Raw genomic sequence first — 24,672 nt, forward strand, 5'->3', positions numbered from 1 at the left:
TGCCTAACTATAGGAAGGAAATAATGAGTCGTCTTGAAACACTTATAGAACAGAGCAATGATGAACTTTGTAGTGTGTCAGTCCCTGTTAAAGAACAGTGTCTGAACCGATGCAATGAATGTCCAGTTGATGATGAGTTAATTGGAACGTTGACAACAGATAGTAAGAGCTCAACAGAAGAGTCACCAAATGAGTGAGAAAGTACTTCTAGGCACATTATTGGTTGCAGGTTTTTTGTTAGCAGTGAGATGGGCATTTAAGAGTGATACATCTTCATTTGATGAAGCACTTAACAGGTTTCTATCAAGTGAACAACGAAAAGAGAAGAAAGGTAACTCAAATCCTAGTAGTGCTTACGAACGACGCAGGAAGGCTATGTTTAGCGGCACAGATTCGATGGGTTGCTATCAAAAGCACAAAAAGGCCAACGAAAGGCTTCATCGTAAAAGGTGAACCTTAGATAAAAAAATAGGCCCCATATCATGCAATATGATGACCTGGTTTATTAATTGGTCTGGGATGTATTGGTGTAGGAGAGGAATAAAGTTTCATGCTGGTTGTCTTGAGCATCCACAGATTGAGCGGTCCCATTCAAATACGTTTCTGGACAATTATCATTTTCGGAAAATCAAACATTAGCAATCCATGAACAACTCTATGTCTGGGAAACTACTCCCGAACTCATTATTAAGGTTGATTTAAAACGCCCAGCCCCAATATTCTTATAATCCACCCACAACGCTACCTTGGCTATGCAAATCAAACGAGACTTTGACTACTACCACAACCTTCACAACGTCATTACCCACGCCCTGCTTCATTTGCTGTGTCAGGTTTCCGCATCTTCCCGTTTTGTTCCAGTAAAATCACGCAATGACATACTGATAAAGTACCTTAAGCCAAAGCTCAACGATAAGTCGTTATCGAATATCAAAAAAGACATCAAACTGATGATCAGCTTAGCAAGAAAAAAAGGTGGGAACCTAGAAATGAAACTGCATCAACTTAATTCACAATCGAAGCATACAAAACTCATCGGTGCTGAAAAGCTTTATAACCTACTCGTACACCTTTATGACGTAGAGGGTATCGAATCAAGACTGTTTGAGGAGGGTAGTGAAGCGGAGCCTGGGATTCTTTATATGCTAGAGGAACAAGTCGAACACGGTTTTGACCAAGAACACAATCAACTCACCCCGTTATCGATGCTTATCCAACTAGAGCGTGCACCTGAATTAATTGAATCGATTAATGCTCACGGCCTATTTCTTGCTGAAATGAAAGAGTGGAACACCGAGAAACATCAAGCCCACATCTTAGTACACCCAGCTTAAAAAAGCTGGCTAGCCATCATTTAAACGCCCGCTCATTCTATCTTCCATGAACTGGCTTCACCAGCTAGTTCTAAGTTGGACATAAACGTTTTAGAAATGGCGGCGTACTCTGATGGCTGCCATTAAGTATAAAACTTTAATACTCAGTATCAAACTTATTGCTTAGTAACGAAACTTTATTCCTCACAAACAAATGGAGTTAATGGGTTTGAAAGCTCTCCACTAACAGGGTTCCCCCTAGTCGCCACCGAGGCCCACCCGCCGGACTTACCCCTGCATTACTAAGTCTCGTTCCTCGCCAAGTATTGCCGCTCATGGCTGTTATCCACCAGCGCTAGTACGATGCCAACAAAACCCCATTGTCACCGTCCTAGCAGAATGCTGGTGGCCATATGATCCGCCTTCGGCGAGCTAAAAGCATTTGTATCGCTTTTCTTAACGGCTTCGCCTAAAAAGCTGACCCTCTATCGAGCCCTATTGTGTCGCCTTTGTCCGGCCCAAAGTCCAGATAATAAGTTAATTATATTTCACAAAGGTTAGTGTTTAAATGTGGTATCTATTTGTTGTTTTTTATATAATTATGACATAGTTAAGGCAAGTGAGATCAATTGCTTGGGGGCAGTATGATAAAGGTATTAGAGAAGAAAGTTTCTCTCCATAGAAATAAACTAAGAGTATTCTTCGAAGGGCAGTATTTACTAATGGCGGGTTTTAAAGGAGGGGCTAAGTTTCAGCTTAAGTCTGACCGTACAAAGAAAGAAATTAAAATAGTTATTGATCGTTTCGGCTCTCGACAAGTGACCAACTCAAGACGAAACGGTAAAGAGCGACCTGTCATTGACTTAAAGCACGCTGATTTAGATATTTTCGGAGACCATGTAAAAGCCTACATCAAAGATGGTGAAATCCGAATTGTCGAATTGCATTCAGTCCAAGAGATTCATGACAGAGAGCTGAGGTTTAAGGATATGACGAGAAATCTTAAGCCATTAAACCATGCCGTATTCAGCTTTAATTCTAATTTGGTACTCCTTTCTAACGAGTTGGAATACAACTCGCCAATAGAGCTGTTTGATCTAAAGAAGAGTAGCATCAAGGCTGAAGTGATTAGCTTACAAGGTGCGCCAGAGGCTAATTGTTACTTTTACTTAATGACTGCCTTCATCAAAACACTTCAACCATCTGCAATTTTTATAGATACACAGTGGACAGAACCTCTTGAAGCCGCATTTTCCCATACTATGAAAAATATGGGGTACGTAAAAAGTGATGAATTGAATGGTTACTTATCTAAAAATATCTCAGGGGCTGAGCTTGGTTCTGCTTCTGTTGAACTAACTCCGGCTTCACTTATCAAGAAGTTATGTCTCGATAGAGTGATAAAGACTTGGAGGAATCTAAAACAAAAAGAGCGTGTTCAGAGAGCTATGTCAAAGTACAAAGCGAATATACCTTTATCCACTTCAGATATATTTAATGGTATAGGGGTATTGTGCTCAAGTATTTCCGATGGACTTAAGCGTAGTAACCTTTCTACTTTCGTAAAGGTAATTGTCGAATCGAGTGAAAGGTACTTCAATGCATGTCTGCAAAATAATCCTGTGTGGGCTGGGGAGGCACCGGAAGAGCAATACGGATTAAATATGCGATTGGAGAGTGTTGATTTGTCCAGAGGTGGTGTTAGAACGGAAGTCAATTCAGGATCGCTGCCTTGCGAAGGGAGTTCCATAAGCGGTAGATCTAAGAACGGAAATAAATTTGCAGAAGCACACAAAAATACAGGCGGGTGTTTTATCGATTTCTTGCACTGGCAGTCGATAACGAATCCAATTATTTCTGTTTTTGAGAATGTTACTTCATTTACTAAATCAAACTCATACGCTGTTATCGTAGATACGTTTAGTAAAGTGTTTGGGTACAACTTTATAAATATGACATTAGCAGGTTCTCAGTTTGGTGCACTTGAAGATAGAAAGAGGCTTTGTGGTATTGGATACTGCAGCTCCTTCAAAGAGGGTTTAAAGGACTTTATGCCCCAAAAGGTAAGGACAACTTATAAATATAGCTGCTTAGCTGATGTACTCGATGATATACCTGAAACTCATGAAAGCTATAAGCCCTATACATATTTAGTGGAAAAGGAAAAGAGAGACATTGCTCAAAAGAAAGGCTTTCGACTCCAGTGGCTTAAGCCTACTGCTACAAAGGTAGGGTGCATAACCAAATCATACCAAAAGTGTCGATCTACCGATCCATTTCTAATCCATAGCAATGGTAAATTAGCTAGGTTATTTACAACTGTTGAACATGCCAAGTGCAAGCAAATACCAGAATCGTTCGTTCGCGATCTGACCGTAGGACTAGCCCACGAATGTTTGGGCCAGTCGGTGATTTACTCGGCCTTTTGTTGGGTTGGTGAATGGGTTGGTAAGTGGCTTAACAATGTGTTAAACACACAATACGAGCGAATGGCGGTATAGAATCTAAATAGAATATCGACCTGCAATAGAGCTCTTTTTTATTGCTGGTTATGAATTTCTCTCCACTAACAGGGGTTCCCCCTAGTCGCCACCGAGGCCCACCCGCCGGACTTACCCCTTGCATTACTAAGTCTCGTTCCTCGCCAAGTATTGCCGCTCATGGCTGTTGTCCACCAGCGCTAGTACGATGCCAACAAACCCCCGTTGTCACCGTCCTAGCAGAATGCTGGTGGCCATATGATTCGCCTTCGGCGAGCTAAAAGCATTTGTATCGCTTTTCTTAACGGCTTCGCCTAAAAAGCTTTCCCTCTGTCGAGCCCCATTGTGGTCCCTTTGTCCAGGCCAGAGTCAATCTAAATAGTTAATTATATTTAACATTTATTTGTGTTTTAATATGGTATTTATTGGGGGTTGTTAGTATAATTAACACATCAAATAAATACGTCAAATCATTTGTTAAACATAGATAGCTTGGGGGCTACAGATGCAAAATTTAGTTAATAAAAAAATCGAGGAATACATTGGAGAAGACAAGGACCTGCTTGAATATAAGAGCCAGCTTGATCCTTCATCAATTGAGCGAGCTTTTAATGGCCAATCTCAATTTCCTGAGCGTCACGCCGCTCAAGCAGTAGTTGACTACTGCAACGCATTACGGACATTCAAAATTTCACTTCATGAGCTGATCAAGTCCACTTCGGAAAGCGCACCATCGAAGGCGTTTAATTGTTCAGTGGAAGAAATTGTTGAAATTGAGTTTGAAGAATTTCAAAGAAAGTTAAAACGCTACTTCGATGAGTACATAAGTGCAGAGTCCAAATGTATCTCATGGCATGTAACAGGGCCAGCGAGATTCCCTGTGGCGAAAGCAGAAAAGGCCAATAAGAATAGTAGGGATAAGCTTAATCAATATGCAGATTATCCTCAGAGAGCCTTAAAAGCCATTGCAAAGAAACTGTTCCCCGATGGGGATGGTTCAGTTGTCAAAATGTCATCAGATAACCCGGTTGAGCAATTAAGAATTAAAATTAGTGAAGCGGAAACAATGCATGGCTACATGAAAATAGCTAATCGTTTAGTGCCAGCTGCATATAAAGCGTCTGAAAATGGAGAGCTTACAGATAATAGTGCTGCTGTACTTGAAAACAAGATGCTTGAACGTGGTATACCTCAAAACCTCCTTAAAACGTTTTTGGAGCCAAATCCAATAGTAAACACTTGGGGACGATTTAGCTTAGCAAACTCAAATGCTAATATCCGACGATTAAAACAACGTTTAGTCGAAGCAGAGCGAGTCGAAGAAAGTCGAAATTCAAACTCATTAGAAGGTGAATTAGAAAATGGAATTAAGCACGGGGTTATTGATGGGCGCATTGGTATTTGGTTAGGTGGTAGGCCACCGAAAGAGGTTACCCAAAGACTAAGAAAGTTTAGCTTCAAATTCTCACCAACCCGAAATAATGCATGGGTTCGCGCTCATACTGTGAATGCTGAGGCGGTATTTAAGAGAGACGTAGTACCATTTCTTGAACAGCTAGATCCTCAAACATTTGATTAAACGCTCCCCAAGCGAAAAGCCCTTGCTTACAAAGCAGGGGCTTTTTTTTGTCCGTATAAATTCAATAAAAGAAATAGAGACCTTGCAAGAAAATTTCTCTCCACTAATAGGGGATACCCCTAGTCGCCACCGAGGCCCACCCGCCGGACTTACCCCAGCATCACTAGGGCTCGTCCCTCACCAAGTTCTGCCGCTCAAGGCTGTTGTCCACCAGCGCTAGTACGATGCCAACAAACCCCCGTTGTCACCGTCCTAGCAGAAAGCTGGTGGCCACATGAATCGCCTTCGGCGAGCTAAAAGCATTTGTATCGCTTTTCTTAACGGCTTCGCCTAAAAAGCTGTCCCTCTGTCGAGCCCCATTGTATCGCCTTTGTCCGGGGTAAAGTCAACCAATATAGTTAAATATACTTAACTATATTTTATGTTTTAATGTGGTATTTTAGAGCGTGTTTTAGTATAATTTCCTTAGTTGCTTATGTAACTATCTATTTTAAAACAATTGCTTGGGGGCAATATGAAGATTTCATCATTCGATAAGAAAGTAGTCATTTCATTACTTAATCAGCTAACACCCGAAAAGACTGAAACATCCACGGAGAGAAACGGCGAAATAGACAAAGTAGCCCTAGCTGTTCGATTAGGGAAAATCCGATTCATTAAACAAGAAGACCAGTATGTAGATTTAAAAGCTCTATCTGGTGACCTATTTGATCCTGATGTGAACATCGATATAAGTAAAGAAGAACTTAAGCGAAGTGAAAGTGCTTTTAGAGTGCGTGTTCATCGTGAAGGTGTTTGGATTGTCGAATCGCAATATTGGACCGGGAGAGCTTGGGAAGGTATCGAAGGTATCTCAAACAATGTTATTTGTGGCTTTGTAGGTGATGACTTTGTTGGCTCTGGATACGAACTGGATTTAGGTCGCGAAGCACTTACTGCATACAATAGCCAACCCCTAGACGCGCTTGGCTTTGTAATTGATCCGTTCCGTCAAGAATAGTAATCGGTAAATCTAACGTGTATAGAGGGCTCAATGGCCCTCTTTTTTAAAAAGTTGCTTGGGGGCAGTATGGACAGAATCGTAAAGATCAACGAAGAAAAGAAGGTACAAGTAAAAAAAGCACTTACACTAGCATTCAAGTGCGTAAATGCTATTCAAGGCAAACGTCTTAGAAGCATCCGAACCCAACCTATTCAGAGCAAATATGGAAATTCCGACAAGGTGCAAGCATGCTGGTACAAACAGGTACGTGAATTCGAAACCAAACTTGGGTACTTACTGGATGATTTAAATACGGTGCTCCCTTACCTGGAGTGGGTCAATCAAGTACAAGATTTAGGAATCAAAAAATCTGAATGCAAAGGCCAACTTTTAGAGGTTGATTACATTACATGTAATCTCCTTACTAATCTGATTTACAAGTGTACCGCTTTTACAGAATCCTCAGAACACCAAGTAGGTCGATTTACATTCCACGAAATACTTCATGAGTTCATAAATTTAATGACTGTAAGGCATGCACTTGTTTACGGGCTACCACCTAAAATTGAAACAGTCTTCCTAAAGATGATCCGCAATAAACAAACAAGCTTTTTTAAGAATGGCTTTATCCCAGATCTGTTTGTTGTTGATGCTTGCAGTGAGATCAATAACACACTTAAAGCCATTAAATGTAGTAAAGATCGCGTATCTACCCACTCTGTAGAGCCTGGGTATAAGCTTACAGCTGAAGAAGCTAGCTACTACGATTTATATATACTGTAGAAAAATTTGACTGGTCATTATGGCCAGTCAAGCGCTCTCCACTAACAGGGGTCCCCCCTAGTCGCCACCGAGGCCCACCCGCCGGACTTACCCCTGCATCACTAGGGCTCGTCCCTCACCAAGTTCTGCCGCTCAAGGCTGCTGTCCACCAGCGCCAGGACATTGCCAACAAACCCCCGTTGTCACCGTCCTAGCAGAATGCTGGTGGCCATTAGAATCGCCTTCGGCGAGCAAAAAGCATTTGTATCGCTTTTCTTAACGGCTTCGCCTAAAAAGCTTTCCCTCTGTCGAGCCCCATTGTGGCCCCTTTGTCCGGGCCAAAGTCAACAAATATAGTTAATTATATTTAACAATCACTTGTGTTTTAATATGGTATTTATGTGTGAGGTTAGATATAATTATTAACAGTTAATCAATGATATACATTGCTTGGGGGCAGTATGGAAAATTTAGCATTAAAGTTAGTACCCGTTTCAGAACAATTTGAATCAGAATCCTTTTATCAAACACCTGAAGAGATCAAGAAGGAGTTCGAGGTCTCCTCAAAAACTTCAATCGCACGTAAATCTGTTAGTGCCCCATTAAAACAGTTTCTCTCACAGTTCCCTCATTTAGTGTCAGCCCCAGCTTTGAACTATGCGAAAGGGCGTGAACAAGAAAGTAAGGACACTCAAGCTATATACGATTTATCAGGTATGTGTGCAGAGTACGATTACACATTTTGTCCTGATCTAGACATTCTTAAAGCGCATTACTCATTTGTATATTGTGGATATTGCACCAATGTATTGCCCCCTTTACCCAGAAAACAGGTCTGGAAAAACCTAGCTAAGCTCTGTAGTCAAGAGGGCGGCATAGTCGTTGTTTCAGCTCGCTCTAATACGGACCGAGGAATTAAGGGAGTACCGGAGTTTGATGGGTTTCGTACACTCCGAGGTACGTATCAAAAAGGATATTTTAAAGATGAGTTGTTTTTTGAGGCGAAAGAAGTCTTTTCCCACGTAATAGAGCTCAAAACAAAGGGCGCATTTAGGATGGTCATTTGTTCACACTCGAACATCAATTTAGACCAAGGGGAAGGCTAATGTTTGATATCAACAACCAATATACAACAGTTGAGCTTAGCACTGGCCATATAAAGGAAGGAGATGTAGTTGCCCTTGATGAAATCTCTAAGGAAGAATTTTCATTAGTAGCAAAACGAAATACGGGCTATTTCATTAAATTGCATACACAACACGATTTAAATATCCGTAAAGAATATTCTGACGAGCTAAATTTTATCCTTTCGAAAGCAGCCCAATTGGGTTTTAAGTGTGTCGAGTTAGATTCAGATGCAGGAGAAGAGCGATCATTGCCGATCTTTGAGTGGTCCTAACCTATAGAATTTAGCCATCGTCTCGGTGGCTAAATTGCTCTCCACTAATAGGGGATACCCCTAGTCGCCACCGAGGCCCACCCGCCGGACTTACCCCTGCATTACTAAGTCTCGTTCCTCGCCAAGTATTGCCGCTCAAGGCTGTTGTCCACCAGCGCTAGGACATTGCCAACAAACCCCCGTTGTCACCGTCCTAGCAGAATGCTGGTGGCCATATGAATCGCCTTCGGCGAGCAAAAAGCCTTTTATCGCTTTTCTTAACGGCTTCGCCTAAAAAGCTGACCCTCTATCGAGCCCTATTGTGTCGCCTTTGTCCGGCCAAAAGTCAATCAATATAGTTAAATATATTTAACTGAAATTAGTGTTGTTATGTGGTATTTAGCAGTCTGTTTGGTATAATGGCTATTATGGATTGGGGCAGAAATGCTTTAATCGTTGATTGATATTCAAGGCTTGGGGGCTTTATGAAAATTATCGTAACTGAAGGTGCATTTAAAGGTTGCAAGGGAGCACTACTTGAAGTGCTAGAAGATGGATTCTCTTATGTAAAACTTGAGACTTCAAAGGGTAGTGAAATTAAAGTAGTTTTGCGGGGCAATGAATTTGACCAATATACGGAGTTTTTAACTTCAGTTCGATTTGGCTCTTCAGAGAGCAAAGCTTTCGTTGTCAGTGCTATCAATCCTAAGCATGCAGCCTATATTGCAGCCCAGAACATTAAAGAGTGTTGTAAGAATGAAAATGTTCATGACTTTTTTGTAGATTTGGTAGCTGACCGGGAATTCAACATCAGTCAAGGATTTCAGTTCTCATCCAAAGAGCTAGAGCAAGATTTGTTTACTGGCTTAACAGCTTAATCTCAAGGAGTAAGAGAGGAATATCCATGCTGAAATATATTGAAAATAGCTTAACTTCAATACCATTGTGCGAATCAAGGTTTTCTTCTGGAGAGGAGGTCATTGTCGTTAATGGTTATGGCTTAGTTCTGCAAGGCTACAAAGTGATAGGTTTCTCACAACCGTGTCAAGAGAGGCAAGCCTATATTCACTTAGATTGGGACTGCTATTGGTTCTCATTACCAGATAGCAGGGTATTTAAAACCTATGAGCTGAGCTCTTTTTATCGTATCTACTCACCAACCAAAGGATTTTTAGGTTTGGACGATGATAACAGCCTGATCTGGCTCAGTAACTCGCAACACAGTGAACTTTACAGTCAAACCACAAAAGACAATTTTTCAGCTACTTCAATGTGTGAAAACGGTGTTGCTGATGCTGTTTATGTTAAAGCATTAGACTCAGAACCTACCAGGGATTAACGCTCCCCAAGCGACCAGCCCCGGCAATATTGTCGGGGTTTTTTTTGTCTCTCGTGTTAATGAATTCATAGAACTAAAATAGAAACTTAAAATTGCTCTCCACTAATAGGGGGTTCCCCCTAGTCGCCACCGAGGCCCACCCGCCGGACTTACCCCTGCATTACTAAGTCTCGTTCCTCGCCAAGTATTGCCGCTCATGGCTGTTGTCCACCAGCGCTAGTACGATGCCAACAAAACCCCGTTGTCACCGTCCTAGCAGAATGCTGGTGGCCATATGATTCGCCTTCGGCGAGCTAGAAGCATTTGTATCGCTTTTCTTAACGGCTTCGCCTAAAAAGCTGACCCTCTATCGAGCCCTATTGTGACGCCTTTGTCCGGGGCAAAGTCAATGTAATTAGTTAATTATATTTTACTTTATTTAGTGTTTAAATATGGTATTTGTCTATAGGGTTAGATATAATTATTACCAGTTAATCAACTAGATATATTGCTTGGGGGCATTATGGAAATTACAACAGTTATAGACGAACAAGGTCTGTCATTCATTCTTTCACAATCATTAGGAAATGTTGAGGTGCTTTATGACTGCGGTTCTTCCGTACTTCTAGACACCCCTAGTAGTGCGGAATACAAAAAAAAATTTGGTGCTAGTCGTCCCTCAAGAGCAGTAGTTGTTCACAGTGATATAAAGCCCAATTGCTTAAAGAGTCAGTTCATTATCAACAATATGAAAATGTCGGCACCCTTAGAAGACACTTTCTATTACCAATGGCTGGAGAGAAATGAGTGCGATACTCGCCAGGTAACAGGCAATAAGATCATTGATAAAGCCAATTTTTTGAACGCTCTTGGTTTCCACCCAGACATTCACTTCCTCAGTGAGGATACTTTGACTGTAATCAAGCATGCACATGACCATTTCTTTTTCAACAAACTTAATGAGAAAGAGCAATCTGATGATCACTCCATTGAACATGAACTGTCATTGCTTCTACCAATAGACAACACACTAGTATTACCTCAAAAGCAGCTGAAGCACTACAAAGCGATAAAGAACTTATTACTTAAGGCTGGAGGCAAATACAAAAAAGGTGCATTTCATTTCGAGTATAGAAACGTAGTTGATATACAAAAGAAACTTATCGAAGGAGAAGAGCTCAATGATAAGAAAAAATACCAAATGTTTTTCTCTCCGGACACTCTAGCAGATGAAATGATGATTGACTTAGATCTCAGGCCTGAACATAGATGGATGGAACCTAGTTGCGGCGATGGTAGGTGTGCAAATCGTATGGCTCGAATTAGTGATAATGGTGTTGCTATCGAGCTGAACCCTCAGAACTTCGACATGCTTAAGCATCATAGATACGCAACTCACTGTATGGACTTTATGGAGTACCCTGAGGGTAATAAGTTCGACCGTATTTTGGCTAACCCCCCATTCAATAAGCACCAGGATATTAAGCATATAAGAAAGATGTTCAATCACTTAGACATCGGTGGCCGCTTAGTTACCATAGCAAGTGATGGAGCGGTTAACGGGACCCGTAGAATTCAAAGAGAATTCCAAGAATGGCTGAAGGAGCTGGGCGCATCGGTCACTAGTTGTAAAGAAGGGACTTTCTCCGAATCTGGTACACAAGTGAAGACTGTAAAAATAGTGATTTCAAAAGGTAAATCTAATGAGTGTTAAATGTATAGCAAGACCTAAAGAAGGCGAGAGCTGTTTAATTACTGGACTAGAGGCATCTAATCTATATTGCTATGGGGAAAATTTTATCTTGAAGGAGTTGGTACCAGCTCCAGCTGATGGTTGGACCTACGAAGATTTAGAGGAGTGCTGCTCTAAGTTTGAATACGATTATGCAGATGTCTATCTAGGCGAGCAATGGATAGGCAGCACAGAAATTTAGTGGTTAATTGAGAATGCCATGGCCTTAGATTTTTTAAGGGCCATGTCACCCCAGGAATTCACTAAAGACGAACAGAGTAATAGAAAAAATACCACAACATAGATGTTATAATGTGGTATTTTAATTCGTGTTTTGTTATACTCTTTACATGGCTTGTTAATAAATTCAATTGCTTGGGGGCAATATGAGACACAATAATATTCTCATTTCTTTTGAAGAAATGAAGCAATTTCTCAAGTTTCATTACAGACATTCACGGCTATATGGCCGTAACAAAGATAATGGCTGGGATGATGGATACGGTGACCGCATTGTAGAGGCTTATCATATCGATATCATTAACGGTAAGCGCTGCTATATCTCCCGGCATGAGCACCAGAAAGCTGATGGCTTAAGTTTCTCTTCCCAGGATGTATTCAACTATATTGGATACATTTCATCAAATGACACCCTCGAGGCTGAGCTTGAAGTGTTAAAAGAAATGCTAGGCACTGACAGTCAAACAGAACCTAAGTTAGGTAAGAGCTCACATGTTACTACTAAAGATTTGGCAAAACAGAAATATGCTATTTACACGAGAATTTTAAGCCTTCGACCTCGAGCTAAAGTTTCTTGAGGATTACCAGTATAAAGTTTTATTTCGTTCGGCAACTAGGAGCTAATCTTATGAGTAACAATATTATCGCTTTCTTATTAATAGCAGTACTTTCTCCCTCGGTCAGCGCGGTGGGTCAAATCGATGAGAACGTGAAATATACCTCAATACCAACGGTTCATCATCTGAACCAAAAGTAGTAGAGATACTTCAAAACCCCTCAAAAAAACTCAGTGTTAAGCACTGAGTTTTTTTTGTCCTGTGAACAAGATATTGAGATGAATTTTCTCTCCACTAATAGGGGTTCCCCCTAGTCGCCACCGAGGCCCACCCGCCGGACTTACCCCTGCATCCCTAAGGCTCGTTCCTCACCAAGTGCTGCCGCTCAAGGCTGTTGTCCACCAGCGCTAGGACATTGCCAACCAACCCCCGTTGTCACCGTCCTAGCAGAATGCTGGTGGCCATATGAATCGCCTTCGGCGAGCAAAAAGCATTTGTATCGCTTTTCTTAACGGCTTCGCCTAAAAAGCTGACCCTCTATCGAGCCCTATTGTGACGCCCTTGTTCGGGCCAAAGTCAATAAATAAAGTTAAGTATATTTTACTATTTATAGTGTATTAATATGGTATTTATTGAGGGTGTGAGTTATAATGTTTTTAAGTTAAGAGAACAACTTATTCTTAATCTATTTTTCCGATGCTTGGGGGCAACGATGATTAAACCAATTTCAGTTACTGTATTATTTTCTGAATCAAAAATGCTTGAAGAGAAAGATTACTCTATCGAAGATTTTGAACAACTTGCTCATGAAGTAGCTGCAAAATGCGAACTAGGGTATGAAAAGACAGATGTTAAGGTAACTTTCGATTCTGGCACGATTTTCAATATTGACCTAAGCCTGGGTCGTGGTTGCGACAAAAGTATAAAAGAGCGCCTAGGGAAGTTGAAATCGTATGTAGAAGAATTCAAGGAGCGATTGACACGAGAAGAGCTGCTTGAGTTTGGTTTTCTAACTAAGGTCGATTTAGAAGATATCGACAACAGCAAGAACAAGGCACTTTATTCCTCTATTATTGCCGAAGAAGCTAAGCGCAAGGAAGAGGAAGAAAAGAAAGCATACGAAGAAAGGCAAAAGCGCATAATGGAACATCGGAAAGCGGTAGAGGCTTTCCAGGACAACTTATCTATCCCTGAAGATGCCCAGGCGGTTATCGTTGCCAAATTTACCTCTATGAGTGATAGATCAGACCCTTATACTGATTATTATGAAACACTAACTAATAGAACCATCATCCTGGCATGGTCAAAGCACACCCGTGATCTATTTTCTGAGATGCGTAAAGCAGCGCTAAACCACCAAGACACCGCAGCCCTATCCGACAAAGAGCTTAGTACAGAGCACAGAGAAAAGTATTCTATGGGACGAGGCTTTTATCTGACAAATAAAGATTACATTCGTTGCGGTATAGAAATTAGGAAGATAGTGCTCAACACGAACGATAAAAAATCAAGTGTTCCTTATGGAGAAATAGCTATTCCAGAAAAGAAGGTTACTGGCAAGAAAACAGAAAACAGTAGTAATCAATCCGAAGTAGACCTTAAGAACTCTATTGTTGGGAAGGCCAAGCCAATTGAGGTGATGCATCACACAAAAAAAGGCCATTTAGTTTTCGTGGTGAACTTCGAAGAAAAACAAAGCCCTGATGTTTTTAAGTCGTTGCTTTCAGTGGCTAAGGAGAACAATGGGTATTACTCAAAGTTTAAATCTGATGGCGCTATCCCAGGTTTTCATTTTACTGACCGTTCGGATGTAAATGGCTTCTTCAAATGCATTGGTATGTTGGCTGATTACTCATGCCTTAACGAGCCATCTAGTAATGGTCAGCAAGACAACTCTACCAAGGAGCCTATCAAGCTTAATCAGGCCGAAGTCGTCAGCGTCGAAAGTGGAAAAGTGAAGGAAGGGCAAGGAAGTAGCTACATCAAATCTATGATTGCCAATAAGAAAAAGCAACATGAAGATGTAAAGAAATGGATTGGATTTACTAAGGTTATCACAGTACAGGTGGGTAGCTTTCCACAGGAACAGATAGATAAGCAGTCATTTCTCGATATGTCAGAGTTGTTCTTAATGTCAGAACCAATCGTTAGTAATAACACTGTGGTTTATAGCTATGAAGATACGATTTTCACACTCGAACTTGAAGCAAACATTAGCTTGAATGTACATTAGACCTGGTATTGGTTTTGGGTTGTTTTTTATGTGGAAATTATATTATTACAATTTAGGTGGGTCAGCAGTAGAGAGAAAGCCTGAACCTCTTTCGCATACTTTAGAAGACAGCCTGAACATTCTCGAGCGAAGGTTTAAAAGCCAATGCCTAACAGAAGTGGTGAAGGCTAAACATTTTTCCTTGTACTCTATCTGTGTCCCCCATAAGGGAAAGAGCAATCAAAAGTCAATTAGTGGAAGATTGCTGGTATATAGAGAACCAGCACCAGAATAACCGCTCCCCAAGCGACCAGCCCCGGCAATATTGTCGGGGCTTTTTTGTCTCTGGTGTACATAAAACCAATCAACTACAATCGAAACATAAAAATTACTCTCCACTAATAGGGGTTCCCCCTAGTCGCCACCGAGGCCCACCCGCCGGACTTACCCCTGCATCCCTAAGGCTCGTTCCTCACCAAGTGCTGCCGCTCAAGGCTGTTGTCCACCAGCGCTAGGACATTGCCAACCAACCCCCGTTGTCACCGTCCTAGCAGAATGCTGGTGGCCATATGAATCGCCTTCGGCGAGCAAAAAGCATTTGTATCGCTTTTCTTAACGGCTTCGCCTAAAAAGCTGACCCTCTATCGAGCCCTATTGTGTTGCCTTTGTCCGGTCCAAAGTCAATCAATATAGTTCAGTATATTTTACCATGTAAAATGTATTAATGTGGTATTTTAGGGCGTATTTTAGTATAATTTCCTTAGTTGCTTATGTAACTATCTATTTGAAAACAATTGCTTGGGGGCAATATGAAAACAGAGTTCTGCAATTACGATAATCTTAAAAAAGTCGCTCAAGGCCAAGCAATGCTCTTTGTTTGGCCAAATGAACTAATCAATAAATCACTCACAACAATTTCTTTTACTGATGAATCTAAAGAACTAGGTCTTCAACCACTACTGATAGACGCATTCACTGCTTCCATACTAGTAAAGGTGTTAGATGCGCTAAGAGAATCAACGCAAGATAAGGTTAAAGAGAGAATTCAAACAGACAGAGCGAACTTCTGTCTGTTCTACGAAAGAGCAATGAGTGTCATCTGACAATCAAGATCATTTGTAAATGTTAGGAGGAAAGACATGTTTAAGTACTTACCAATAGCAGCTTTTCAAGCTGAATCGTTGCCAGAGACGAATGCAATTGCTACTACCCCCGATAAAACTGAATATTATCTAGACATAGCCGCTGCCAAGGAGCTTTCAGTATATGACCAACTGGTAGATATTGAACCAGAAATTGCTACATTGGCTGAAAGCGGCACGGAAGTAATAAACCTAAGTGTTTACTAATTAATGGGTATTTGACCCCAGGTAAGCCGCAATGAGTTAACATTGCGGCTTACCTACTCTCCACTAACAGGGGTTCCCCCTAGTCGCCACCGAGGCCCACCCGCCGGACTTACCCTTGCAATGCTAGGTCTCGTGCCTCGCCAAGTATTGCCGCTCAAGGCTGTTGTCCACCAGCGCTAGTACGATGCCAACAAACCCCCGTTGTCACAGTCCTAGCAGAATGCTGGTGGCCATATGAATCGCCTTCGGCGAGCTAAAAGCATTTGTATCGCTTTTCTTAACGGCTTCGCCTAAAAAGCTTTCCCTCTATCGAGCCCTATTGTGTCGTCTTTGTCCGGGCAAAAGTCAATCTCAATAGTTAACTATATTTAACTTAAATTTGTGTTTTAATATGGTATTTAATGGCGTGTTTTAGTATAATTCCTTTAATTGCTAATGTAACAATACATTCTAAAAAACAATTGCTTGGGGGCAATATGACCAAAACAATAAGCAGCTTATCTATAAGCAAGAGAAAGAAGTACATAACTACCTGCGGAAAGACCATATCGTTGTGCCCTGAAATGCACATCTGTAACTATAATTACATGGATCAATATCGTACTCAGATTGCGAGAAGGAAAGAGCTATTCCAGAAGAATGAAAATGCATATCTCTATTTTTCATACAATCTGGAACCAGGCAGTCCAGTGTATTACTTTTCGAATGGTTACAATGGGATTCACATCGATGACGTAGACCGGGAGGACTGTCTATTCTTCGGTATTATCCTCACTACTCAGATCATAGAAACGGACCTACTCATCATTTTTTTAATGTCTAAGATGCTGGTCAAAAAGAAAATCAGAGAAGGGACATATGTCTATGGCATTCATGACAAGACACTACCAGGACAGCTAGCACACCACGAAGTCGTATGGGATAAGCGCAAACAACTTTTCAACGATCATTCTGAAGTAATTAAGAAAATAAATGAGATTCATAGCTACCTTACAAGCAAGGAGATATTAGAGCTCCATAAGGAGGCCGTTCATCATTCAATCACTGCTAGTAAGGAGAATGTATGAGATTAGTAGGATTAAAGGTATTCAATAAAGATAAAGTATTAAAAGGGAAGGTTACCCAGCAATACACATCCAGTACTGATGATAGGGAGGTGCTACTAATCAACGATGATTATGAGATCTGTATAGAGCAGGTTGATTACATACTCTTCACTCTAAAGCCGGATGAGCGTGGTGAGCATCTAAGAATAAAATAACCCTATGATAGCGGCTCAGGTCCGCTATCGAGCCTTAAGCCAGAAGAAAACATAATATCAGTCTCTTTCAATATCAAAGCTCTCAATAGACTACCAAAATTACATGTGTATAAATGTGGTATTTAACTCGGCCACTTGCTATAATATATAATAGTTGTTAGCAATTGCTTGGGGGCAATATGAAATTTAGAGAAATTGATGGAAAGCAACAGGTTTGTTTCGAACTGGAGGACATTCCAAGTTTTGGCAGTGACATATGGTTTCAGGTCGAATGCTTAGATGGTCTGTATTGTCTGCTTCTTAGTTACCTACGAAATTGCGGACCAACAAAGCAAGAAGAGACGATAAATAAAAAACGTAGACTCGCATTGCTACACATAAGAAAAGCATGGTGGATAATAAAAAGACAGAGATTACCTTTAGATGTCGTCAAAGGATTTAGTGTGTCAAACAAGTTTGCAAAACTTAAAGGCTTTACAGTTCTAGGATAGATTAAACTACAAGGTAATTGAGTGATGACTGATACAAGTGATCTAAGACATGTGTATAGGCTAACACTGCTTGGCAGTGGTACATGTAAGTTTGGCGACTGTGAAGTTTGCAACGAGCATTTTGATACCGGTTACTACCTAGTTCAAATGAGAGTGTATCTGAATAGATTTACCGGGAATGAACATTTGTCATATTCAGGGTGTTTTGCACTATTTGGTCATAAAGAGTGCTTGATTACTCAAACATGACTATATCGATGATTTTTATCATACGCTAAAAAGAGGCTCCCAAGGGAGCCTCTTTTTATTAGGTGGGTTTGTGAGATTTTAGCTCTCCACTAACAGGGCCCCCCCTAGTCGCCACCGAGGCCCACCCGCCGGACTTACCCCTGCATCCCTATGGCTCGTCCCTCACCAAGTTCTGCTGCTCAAGGCTGTTGACCTCCAGCGCTAGGTCGGTGCCAACAAAACCCCGTTGTCACCAACCTAGCAGTTTGCTGGTGGCCATAAGTTTCGCCTTTGGCGAGCTAGAAGCATTTGTATTGCTTTTCTTAACGGCTTCGCCTAAAAAGCCGACCCTCTCACGAGCCCTATTGTGTCGACTTTGTCCTTCCCAAAGTCAATAAAATATGGGAACAATAATTTATAAATATTTGGTGTTATAATGTGGTATTTATAGGGGTAAGAGTGTATAATAAATACATGAAAACAAAGACATAGTTTTCATGTTAACTGATTTTTAAATAGCTTGGGGGCTAAAATATGTCAATTGATAAAAACTTCGCATACTCACTTCCTTGTACTGTAGGTAAGCAATTCAAACCATTTCATCTAGTGAATGTTCCAGCTTCAGTATTGGTCTCACTACTAAACATCGATAACAAGGGTAGTGTACTTAAACGTAGCCAGCGAGAGGTAAATATGAAGCGAGCGAAAGATTTCGCGAAATACCTTGTGAACAACTATAAGCGTTTTTACATCATTCCAACTATCATTGGTGTGGTTGTGTCGAAGAAAGATAAAAAGCCTGAATTTGAAGAGGTTATGGAAGGAGCGCGAGTTGGTCTACTTCATATATCTATGGATAGCTCCATTAAGCTATTCGATGGCCAACATCGTTCTGTTGGAATCGACTTCGCTCTAGAAATGTTGTGTGATGAACTCGCCGAGTTAGGTTTTGATCTAGAGAACGTAGATGTTCCTATTATGCTATACACGAACTTGACACTTAAAGAGAGGCAGTTGGGCTTTTGTGACATCAACCAAAACTTGGCCAAACCTCAACAAAGTATTTCAGATGCCTTTAATACACGTGACCCTCTTCCATGTTTAGCTCGTTACATAACTGAGAACTGCGTTGCGTTTAAAGACCTGGTTGATATGGAGCACAATACTATCACCAAGAAGTCTGAAAAGTACTTTCCTTTGAAAGCTATCAAAGATATCAACCAAATCCTGCTGGGGTTGAGTAAGGAAGTAAAAGAAATCTCTGATTCAAAGTACCAGCTAGCAAACGAGTTTTGGACTACTGTTTCTAGAGCCATGGGTTGGGGAGGCTTAGCATTTAGCGATACGTCAGCAGAAGAATTCCGTAATACCTGTATTCTGACTCATGTAGCTACACTAAAGGCTATTGCAGTAGCTGGAAATATCGCAATGAATCACTATGGCTCTCTCGAAGCAGTTCAGTGGGATAAGCTTGAAGAACTTAACTACTCACGCGATCTAGGTACGTCTGACTTTACTGGCCGCATCATAGATGACAAGAGTGGCAATATGTCAGTGAATAAAACTAGCATTGACTTGGCTGCAAATAAACTCCTTACAACCCTGGGTGTACCACTTTCTGAAGCACGGCAAAAGTTAGAGGATCAGTACTTTGGTTCTCAAAGTATGAGCGATGATAGTGGTGACATTGATGGAGCAACAGAACAAGCCGCTTAACCAAGTTTTAATTAGAGAAGCCCTGACTAAGCTCAGGGCTTTTTGTTGCGAGTAAACAATATAACGCATTCACAATTTTCTCTCCACTAACAGGGGTTTCCCCTAGTCGCCACCGAGGCCCACCCGCCGGACTTACCCCTAAGCACTAAGAATCGTTCCTCTTCAAGTGCTTCATTTAATGAAACCCTAGAGCAATCTGATTGCCAAAGAAAAGAATTTGTCATTCAGATTGCTACCCTAGGGTCCAAAAGTTTATCTCGCTCAAGGCTGCTAGACCTCCAGCGCCATAGCAATGCCAACATCAACCCCGTTGTCATTGCTATGGCAGTTTGCTGGTGGTCTAAATGAATCGCCTTCGGCGAGCTAGAAGCTTTTGTATCGCTTTTCTTAACGGCTTCGCCTAAAAAGCTGACCCTCTATCGAGCCCTATTGTGTCGCCTTTGTCGGGGCTAATGTCAATCGAAAGGACAATACTTATTTTTTAATATATCGTGTTATTATATGGTATTTAACTGGGTGGTTTGATATACTAAACACAAGTAAGTTACTGTTTATATTGTTAAATTGCTTGGGGGCATTATGAAGACAGTTATTCAAAACATTGAAAAAGTGACTATTGGTCATATAGTAGGCGGGGTTAAACAGGAGTCAGAAGTACGTCTATTAATCATTGAATCTAAGGACGTTGGCACGTTCGCTACATGTGTAGTAGAGAATGATGAATTTGGTACAAGCTTGTATGAGGTATGTAGCGTCAAAAGTCTAGACAACATTGTTGATGATGTTCAACAAGGCAGAAAGGTCGCGCTTAGTACATGGGAGCCTACCTTAATCCCTAATGTCGAGTATGTAGCGGAGCAGTTTGAGATCGCAGAGCTATTAAGTAACAAACCAAATCACATTAGTTTATTGAAGTAGGGGCACCACTATGAGAACCGAGAAACAGATTGAGCTAATTAGTAAGCACTATAAAGACCAGATCAGTGTATTCAGCGGAGAACCGCATCTAATGGTATGGACAGAAAAAGGAACTGGCTTTGTTTCAGTCAAAGAAATGTCTCAGAATAAATTCGATGAATTCTTTAAGGTTGCCCTTAAGCGTGAAGAAAAAGCTAACAATGAAGTTAAGCTAAAACAGATTTGTGCAGATTTCGGGGTTCTAGAAATACTTCAGTCAACGGCTCAATGGCGGGATTCAATCGAATCATTATTGACCTTGTTTTCATTTGCGTTACTTCCGACACGCCTTGTGGAGCTAGAGAAGGAGCTTGAAAGAGCAGCGTTGTCATTCGACCATCAATAGATAAATATTGCTCAGATTTACTGGGCAATATTTGCTCTCCACTAACAGGGGTTCCCCCTAGTCGCCACCGAGGCCCACCCGCCGGACTTACCCCTACATCACTAAAGCTCGTGCCTCGCTAAGTGCTGTCATTGAAATTTCATTCAAACCTAAATCACTATGGACGCCAACAAAAATCCGTTGTCATCCATAGTGCAGTGGTAAGGTTTGATGAATTTCAATGTATCGCTCAAGGCTGTTAGACCTCCAGCGCCATAGCAATGCCAACATAAACCCCGTTGTCATTGCTATGGCAGGGTGCTGGTGGTCTAAATGAATCGCCTTCGGCGAGCTAGAAGCTTTTGTATCGCTTTTCTTAACGGCTTCGCCTAAAAAGCTGACCCTCTGTCGAGCCCTATTGTGTCGTCTTTGTCCGGTCTAAAGTCAACTAAAATAGTTAAGTATATTTTACTTTATTGTGTGTTCTAATATGGTATTTATAGTTGCGTTTATTTATAATACATACTCTGAACAAATAAATATCATAGGCTTGGGGGCAGTATGAAATTAGAAGTTATCATCAATAATTACACCATTATTTGCAGTCGTTTATTCGGTTATGTTGGGAAAAACAATGTCGGTTTAGTAGAGGGTAAGTTTATTTCGATTACCTATGAAAAGGTGATCAATGATTCAATATACATGGACTCAGACATAGCTTTTATCTTAGGTACTAACTCGGATATCGACACAAGACATAATATCGTAGAAATCCTAAGTTGCTTATCAGAGGAAGGGCATCGTGGTTCTTCTTTATCAAAAGTAATTTCAATAGGTAAGTTTCTGCTAGGGAAGAAGTTTAATGAACCTAGGTTAAAAGTGATGAAACAGTTTAGGGGAAAGACGGTTTCTACTTATGAATGGGATGTGTCAGGACAATCCTTAATAATCGAACAGACCAATGAGCCAGATTCATTATTATCTAGTTTCAAACTTATCTAGCGATATCTGTCATATATCAATTGAACATACTAGCTAATTGAAAAGGAATATATTAAGGGTAGGGGGAACATATTGAATTTAGCAGCATTGTTATTACGCATTTACGCAGTAGCTGACGCTCTAACATTTATTTTTGAGCGTTTGGGTTTCTCAAATGTGGCTGATGCTTTTACAGTATTTGTACTAATTGTTGGGTTTGCAGAGGCTTTCGGTCTAATAGATAAAATTGTAGAAACTATCAAAACGAAAACGAGTACAAAGCAAAGAGTAAAATTGGCGATACTTTTAATTTTAATACTAATAACTATCCAATTGTAACAAGTAAATTTGTTTCAATTGGACGCTCTCCACTAACAGGGGTTCCCCCTAGTCGCCACCGAGGCCCACCCGCCGGACTTACCCCTACATCACTAAAGCTCGTTCCTCGCTAAGTGTTGTCATTGAAATTTCAATCAAACCTAAATCACTATGGACGCCAACAAAAACACGTTGTCATCCATAGTGCAGTAATAAGGTTTGATGCATTTCAATGTATCGCTCAAGGCTGCTAGACCTCCAGCGCCATAGCAATGCCAACATAAACCCCGTTGTCATTGCTATGGCAGGTGCTGGTGGCCTAAATGATCTGCCTTCGGCAGCTAAAAGAAGTTTCAACGCTTTTCTTAACGGCTTCGCCTAAAAAGCTAACCCTCTATCGAGCCCTATTGTGTCGTCTTTGTCTGGATATAAGTCAATTAAAATAGTTAAGTATATTTTACCTATATTTGTGTTTTAATGTGGTATTTTAATCTGGTTTTGGTATAATGGAAACAGTTGGGAATACTACTGGCGGGACAAAAAATGAAAGTAACAGTTCATAACTTCTACATCACTAACGGCAAGATTATTGGTCAAGTTGGTGACAACGATATGGGTTTAACTCAGGGGAGATTCTTTAGCGCGGAATTTCAGAAAAAAACTCCAAACGCTGTCTACTGTGAACTGGGAATAAAATATGAATTCGGCAAAGCCTCAGAAACACCTATCGGAGACCTTGTGAAAGAAAAGTTGTTCGATCTTCAATTCGAGATTACGCAGGGGTCAATAGTTGCTAAGGCACAAGAGTTACTGAGAGAAACGTTTGGTGTGGAAACTACGCCTTCTGTAATTTCAGAAGTCCAGTACAAAACACGTTTAGTACGTAAATTAGAGTGGTCATTCTTTGGTCGCAAGATCACCATGACAGAGTCAATTGATCACTCTGGATATAGCGAATTATCCATTTAAGCACTTAGGGCTAAAGCCCTAAATGCTTAATTTCCCGCTTCTTGGGGGTCACCCCCGACAGCTCGGCCCCAGCCAACCCGTCATCCCCCGATCACAATGCAATATTAAAGAACTTGACATTGATTATTTCGATCTATATTTTGGCGAAGCCCTTTTAATTATTTTAAATTTAAAAGTATTAAAATATTTTAATTCTAAAGAAGGGTCTGCGTTTTGTTTGACAGACTTGTTTTTCTCCCATATTTGTAAATATCAAAAATTACACTGTCCTTTTGGGCTCCTTTCTATGACCTTTAAGTGTCCGATTACTCTCACTGTGACGTAATACTTTACTCACTTATTAAATGTCCATCGGGTATATTAGCTTGATTATTGCCATCCAATTGCCATTACAGTCCCACCAAATAGCCGCTAATCGGTCAGGACAAAAAAGACCCTTTGCCAGGGCATATCTACAACTGTGAGTAATTAAGGCTGTGGTGGATTTATCTTAAGTTATCAACTTAAGAGCATGTTTTAGCTTTAGACAGCTCAATGTGTGATGTTGCCAAAGCGATAGATGCGTCCATTTTTAGGATGTTAAGAGACGTATCTTTTGAAATAATGTGAATATTTTGAGTGAAGGCTAGGGGGATGTTGGGGAGAGCAACTGAGGTCTACTTAGAGCAAGGAGCTCAGAACAATTTACTTTAAAATGAGGTTGGAACCTTAATGATAACCTTCCACCTTTGTATTCAGAAATTGAAAATACTATTTATTATTTGACCTATGTGAATAACGAGGTTGGCAAGCAAATGGCTAGTGTGGCACGTGGGGCCATCGACTGTCATCAACTGACTTAGTGTATAGACAGTCAGAGCCAAGTTGTGTTGTTCCGTTAGAACCTCACAAGCGAATGTTAGCTACAAATCAAAGTATTGAGCTCCCATGATGTTCAGATGATTAGGCAAAGAAAACGTCGGTTGCTTGATTCGGCTCTTGACGTATGTGCTAACGTAGAAGCACCAAACTGGCTTAACTGACTAAATAAGCTTCCAATTGTCGAGGACTTAAATTATATATATTTGCAGCCTAAATCGTCGATTTGACGAAGGCGGTGTTCGCGAACATTTTGCATCACTGTAATACGATTAAAGTCTCGGTCAATCATGGGATTTAGCATCGGTTGAGGTACTCAAAGCTCTGCATGTTCATTAAGTATAAGATGACATATTAAAATTGCTCTTACACTCTTAGTGTATATTATCTATGTTATGTTAAATTCACGACGATTGGAATTTTGTACACGTAGTTGTTACCACCTACCAAATATCAATAAGTTAGATACCTCCTTTAGAAAGTTGACTATGTGAAATCTCTTTCCCCTGTGAATTTGAAATTTGTGAGTATTAAACATAATGGCCATTTACCATAAAATACGTTATCAGAAGATCTATTTAACTAAAGTTAAATAGATCTTCTGATAAAAAATAACTTAGTTTTCGATTACTCTTACTAAGATTCGAAGCAATATTTACTCATTTT

Annotated in this window: 25 protein-coding genes; all 25 read left to right on the forward strand. The window is 40.7% G+C overall.

Going from position 1 to position 24,672, the window contains the following annotated elements; all coding sequences use genetic code 11:
• The first annotated feature begins 23 nt into the window (after positions 1-23).
• The 25 genes from R7Q46_RS13105 to R7Q46_RS13225 all read left to right on the forward strand — a co-directional run bounded on the left by R7Q46_RS13105 (position 24) and on the right by R7Q46_RS13225 (position 23,148).
• Positions 24-197 (forward strand): hypothetical protein, encoded by a 174-nt coding sequence (locus R7Q46_RS13105; RefSeq protein ID WP_155486753.1) that lies wholly within the window; start codon positions 24-26, stop codon positions 195-197.
• Positions 190-453: a hypothetical protein gene (locus R7Q46_RS13110; protein ID WP_025633930.1), complete on the forward strand. Its 264-nt coding sequence runs from the start codon at positions 190-192 to the stop codon at positions 451-453. Before R7Q46_RS13105 ends, R7Q46_RS13110 begins: the two co-directional genes overlap by 8 nt.
• A gap of 299 nt (positions 454-752) precedes the next feature.
• Entirely contained in the window at positions 753-1,334 is a 582-nt protein-coding gene (locus tag R7Q46_RS13115; RefSeq protein WP_054574998.1) for a DUF2913 family protein, read from the forward strand.
• 623 nt (positions 1,335-1,957) lie between these two features.
• Positions 1,958-3,814 (forward strand): DNA cytosine methyltransferase, encoded by a 1,857-nt coding sequence (locus tag R7Q46_RS13120; protein ID WP_054574999.1) that lies wholly within the window; start codon positions 1,958-1,960, stop codon positions 3,812-3,814.
• A 484-nt stretch (positions 3,815-4,298) separates the two neighbouring features.
• On the forward strand, positions 4,299-5,372 hold the full coding sequence (locus R7Q46_RS13125; protein ID WP_025636739.1) for a hypothetical protein: 1,074 nt from the start codon (positions 4,299-4,301) through the stop codon (positions 5,370-5,372).
• Between the two features lie 514 nt (positions 5,373-5,886).
• A complete protein-coding gene (locus R7Q46_RS13130; protein WP_042776734.1) occupies positions 5,887-6,372 on the forward strand; it encodes a hypothetical protein in 486 nt (161 codons plus the stop codon).
• 69 nt (positions 6,373-6,441) lie between these two features.
• Positions 6,442-7,137: a hypothetical protein gene (locus R7Q46_RS13135; RefSeq protein WP_213899636.1), complete on the forward strand. Its 696-nt coding sequence runs from the start codon at positions 6,442-6,444 to the stop codon at positions 7,135-7,137.
• Positions 7,138-7,577: 440 nt separating this feature from the next.
• Positions 7,578-8,222: a hypothetical protein gene (locus R7Q46_RS13140; RefSeq protein WP_025636769.1), complete on the forward strand. Its 645-nt coding sequence runs from the start codon at positions 7,578-7,580 to the stop codon at positions 8,220-8,222.
• Positions 8,222-8,515 carry a hypothetical protein gene (locus tag R7Q46_RS13145; protein ID WP_025636768.1) on the forward strand — a complete coding sequence of 98 codons (294 nt, stop codon included), beginning with the start codon at positions 8,222-8,224 and terminating at the stop codon, positions 8,513-8,515. The genes R7Q46_RS13140 and R7Q46_RS13145 overlap by 1 nt, the downstream gene beginning before the upstream one ends.
• 464 nt (positions 8,516-8,979) lie before the next feature.
• Positions 8,980-9,372: a hypothetical protein gene (locus tag R7Q46_RS13150; protein WP_042776621.1), complete on the forward strand. Its 393-nt coding sequence runs from the start codon at positions 8,980-8,982 to the stop codon at positions 9,370-9,372.
• A 26-nt stretch (positions 9,373-9,398) separates the two neighbouring features.
• Positions 9,399-9,833, forward strand: coding sequence for a hypothetical protein (locus R7Q46_RS13155; protein ID WP_078535620.1), 435 nt, complete (start codon positions 9,399-9,401; stop codon positions 9,831-9,833).
• 502 nt (positions 9,834-10,335) lie between these two features.
• Positions 10,336-11,526 (forward strand): class I SAM-dependent methyltransferase, encoded by a 1,191-nt coding sequence (locus R7Q46_RS13160; RefSeq protein ID WP_054575002.1) that lies wholly within the window; start codon positions 10,336-10,338, stop codon positions 11,524-11,526.
• Between the two features lie 88 nt (positions 11,527-11,614).
• On the forward strand, positions 11,615-11,746 hold the full coding sequence (locus tag R7Q46_RS13165; protein WP_254919935.1) for a hypothetical protein: 132 nt from the start codon (positions 11,615-11,617) through the stop codon (positions 11,744-11,746).
• A gap of 184 nt (positions 11,747-11,930) precedes the next feature.
• Positions 11,931-12,362, forward strand: a complete 432-nt coding sequence (locus tag R7Q46_RS13170) for a hypothetical protein (RefSeq protein ID WP_025636572.1) — start codon at positions 11,931-11,933, stop codon at positions 12,360-12,362.
• 691 nt (positions 12,363-13,053) lie between these two features.
• Positions 13,054-14,574, forward strand: coding sequence for an LPD25 domain-containing protein (locus R7Q46_RS13175; RefSeq protein WP_139364687.1), 1,521 nt, complete (start codon positions 13,054-13,056; stop codon positions 14,572-14,574).
• A 788-nt stretch (positions 14,575-15,362) separates the two neighbouring features.
• Entirely contained in the window at positions 15,363-15,656 is a 294-nt protein-coding gene (locus R7Q46_RS13180) for a hypothetical protein (protein WP_025636822.1), read from the forward strand.
• Positions 15,657-15,692: 36 nt separating this feature from the next.
• Entirely contained in the window at positions 15,693-15,902 is a 210-nt protein-coding gene (locus R7Q46_RS13185; protein WP_025636820.1) for a hypothetical protein, read from the forward strand.
• 476 nt (positions 15,903-16,378) lie between these two features.
• Positions 16,379-16,969, forward strand: coding sequence for a hypothetical protein (locus R7Q46_RS13190; RefSeq protein ID WP_139364688.1), 591 nt, complete (start codon positions 16,379-16,381; stop codon positions 16,967-16,969).
• Complete coding sequence (locus R7Q46_RS13195; RefSeq protein ID WP_025636691.1) at positions 16,966-17,163, forward strand: hypothetical protein; 198 nt, start codon at positions 16,966-16,968, stop codon at positions 17,161-17,163. Before R7Q46_RS13190 ends, R7Q46_RS13195 begins: the two co-directional genes overlap by 4 nt.
• A gap of 1,253 nt (positions 17,164-18,416) precedes the next feature.
• Positions 18,417-19,598, forward strand: coding sequence for a DGQHR domain-containing protein (locus R7Q46_RS13200; RefSeq protein WP_025767162.1), 1,182 nt, complete (start codon positions 18,417-18,419; stop codon positions 19,596-19,598).
• A 579-nt stretch (positions 19,599-20,177) separates the two neighbouring features.
• Positions 20,178-20,516: a hypothetical protein gene (locus R7Q46_RS13205; RefSeq protein WP_025636798.1), complete on the forward strand. Its 339-nt coding sequence runs from the start codon at positions 20,178-20,180 to the stop codon at positions 20,514-20,516.
• A 10-nt stretch (positions 20,517-20,526) separates the two neighbouring features.
• Positions 20,527-20,901, forward strand: coding sequence for a hypothetical protein (locus R7Q46_RS13210; protein WP_025767163.1), 375 nt, complete (start codon positions 20,527-20,529; stop codon positions 20,899-20,901).
• A gap of 540 nt (positions 20,902-21,441) precedes the next feature.
• The gene (locus tag R7Q46_RS13215; protein WP_025767164.1) at positions 21,442-21,882 is read left to right on the forward strand and encodes a hypothetical protein; all 441 of its coding nucleotides are present in this window, start codon (positions 21,442-21,444) and stop codon (positions 21,880-21,882) included.
• Positions 21,883-21,954: 72 nt separating this feature from the next.
• Entirely contained in the window at positions 21,955-22,200 is a 246-nt protein-coding gene (locus R7Q46_RS13220) for a hypothetical protein (RefSeq protein WP_025636793.1), read from the forward strand.
• Positions 22,201-22,722: 522 nt separating this feature from the next.
• Positions 22,723-23,148, forward strand: coding sequence for a hypothetical protein (locus R7Q46_RS13225; RefSeq protein ID WP_025767165.1), 426 nt, complete (start codon positions 22,723-22,725; stop codon positions 23,146-23,148).
• Positions 23,149-24,672: the final 1,524 nt, after the last annotated feature.

It is taken from the genome of Vibrio sp. 811, from assembly GCF_033339195.1.

Bases quoted from the DNA above. Each gene is read 5' to 3' on its own strand.
- R7Q46_RS13105 (WP_155486753.1), top strand. From the start codon at position 24: ATGAGTCGTCTTGAAACACTTATAGAACAGAGCAATGATGAACTTTGT.
- R7Q46_RS13110 (WP_025633930.1), top strand. From the start codon at position 190: ATGAGTGAGAAAGTACTTCTAGGCACATTATTGGTTGCAGGTTTTTTG.
- R7Q46_RS13115 (WP_054574998.1), top strand. From the start codon at position 753: ATGCAAATCAAACGAGACTTTGACTACTACCACAACCTTCACAACGTC.
- R7Q46_RS13120 (WP_054574999.1), top strand. From the start codon at position 1,958: ATGATAAAGGTATTAGAGAAGAAAGTTTCTCTCCATAGAAATAAACTA.
- R7Q46_RS13125 (WP_025636739.1), top strand. From the start codon at position 4,299: ATGCAAAATTTAGTTAATAAAAAAATCGAGGAATACATTGGAGAAGAC.
- R7Q46_RS13130 (WP_042776734.1), top strand. From the start codon at position 5,887: ATGAAGATTTCATCATTCGATAAGAAAGTAGTCATTTCATTACTTAAT.
- R7Q46_RS13135 (WP_213899636.1), top strand. From the start codon at position 6,442: ATGGACAGAATCGTAAAGATCAACGAAGAAAAGAAGGTACAAGTAAAA.
- R7Q46_RS13140 (WP_025636769.1), top strand. From the start codon at position 7,578: ATGGAAAATTTAGCATTAAAGTTAGTACCCGTTTCAGAACAATTTGAA.
- R7Q46_RS13145 (WP_025636768.1), top strand. From the start codon at position 8,222: ATGTTTGATATCAACAACCAATATACAACAGTTGAGCTTAGCACTGGC.
- R7Q46_RS13150 (WP_042776621.1), top strand. From the start codon at position 8,980: ATGAAAATTATCGTAACTGAAGGTGCATTTAAAGGTTGCAAGGGAGCA.
- R7Q46_RS13155 (WP_078535620.1), top strand. From the start codon at position 9,399: ATGCTGAAATATATTGAAAATAGCTTAACTTCAATACCATTGTGCGAA.
- R7Q46_RS13160 (WP_054575002.1), top strand. From the start codon at position 10,336: ATGGAAATTACAACAGTTATAGACGAACAAGGTCTGTCATTCATTCTT.
- R7Q46_RS13170 (WP_025636572.1), top strand. From the start codon at position 11,931: ATGAGACACAATAATATTCTCATTTCTTTTGAAGAAATGAAGCAATTT.
- R7Q46_RS13175 (WP_139364687.1), top strand. From the start codon at position 13,054: ATGATTAAACCAATTTCAGTTACTGTATTATTTTCTGAATCAAAAATG.
- R7Q46_RS13180 (WP_025636822.1), top strand. From the start codon at position 15,363: ATGAAAACAGAGTTCTGCAATTACGATAATCTTAAAAAAGTCGCTCAA.
- R7Q46_RS13185 (WP_025636820.1), top strand. From the start codon at position 15,693: ATGTTTAAGTACTTACCAATAGCAGCTTTTCAAGCTGAATCGTTGCCA.
- R7Q46_RS13190 (WP_139364688.1), top strand. From the start codon at position 16,379: ATGACCAAAACAATAAGCAGCTTATCTATAAGCAAGAGAAAGAAGTAC.
- R7Q46_RS13195 (WP_025636691.1), top strand. From the start codon at position 16,966: ATGAGATTAGTAGGATTAAAGGTATTCAATAAAGATAAAGTATTAAAA.
- R7Q46_RS13200 (WP_025767162.1), top strand. From the start codon at position 18,417: ATGTCAATTGATAAAAACTTCGCATACTCACTTCCTTGTACTGTAGGT.
- R7Q46_RS13205 (WP_025636798.1), top strand. From the start codon at position 20,178: ATGAAGACAGTTATTCAAAACATTGAAAAAGTGACTATTGGTCATATA.
- R7Q46_RS13210 (WP_025767163.1), top strand. From the start codon at position 20,527: ATGAGAACCGAGAAACAGATTGAGCTAATTAGTAAGCACTATAAAGAC.
- R7Q46_RS13215 (WP_025767164.1), top strand. From the start codon at position 21,442: ATGAAATTAGAAGTTATCATCAATAATTACACCATTATTTGCAGTCGT.
- R7Q46_RS13225 (WP_025767165.1), top strand. From the start codon at position 22,723: ATGAAAGTAACAGTTCATAACTTCTACATCACTAACGGCAAGATTATT.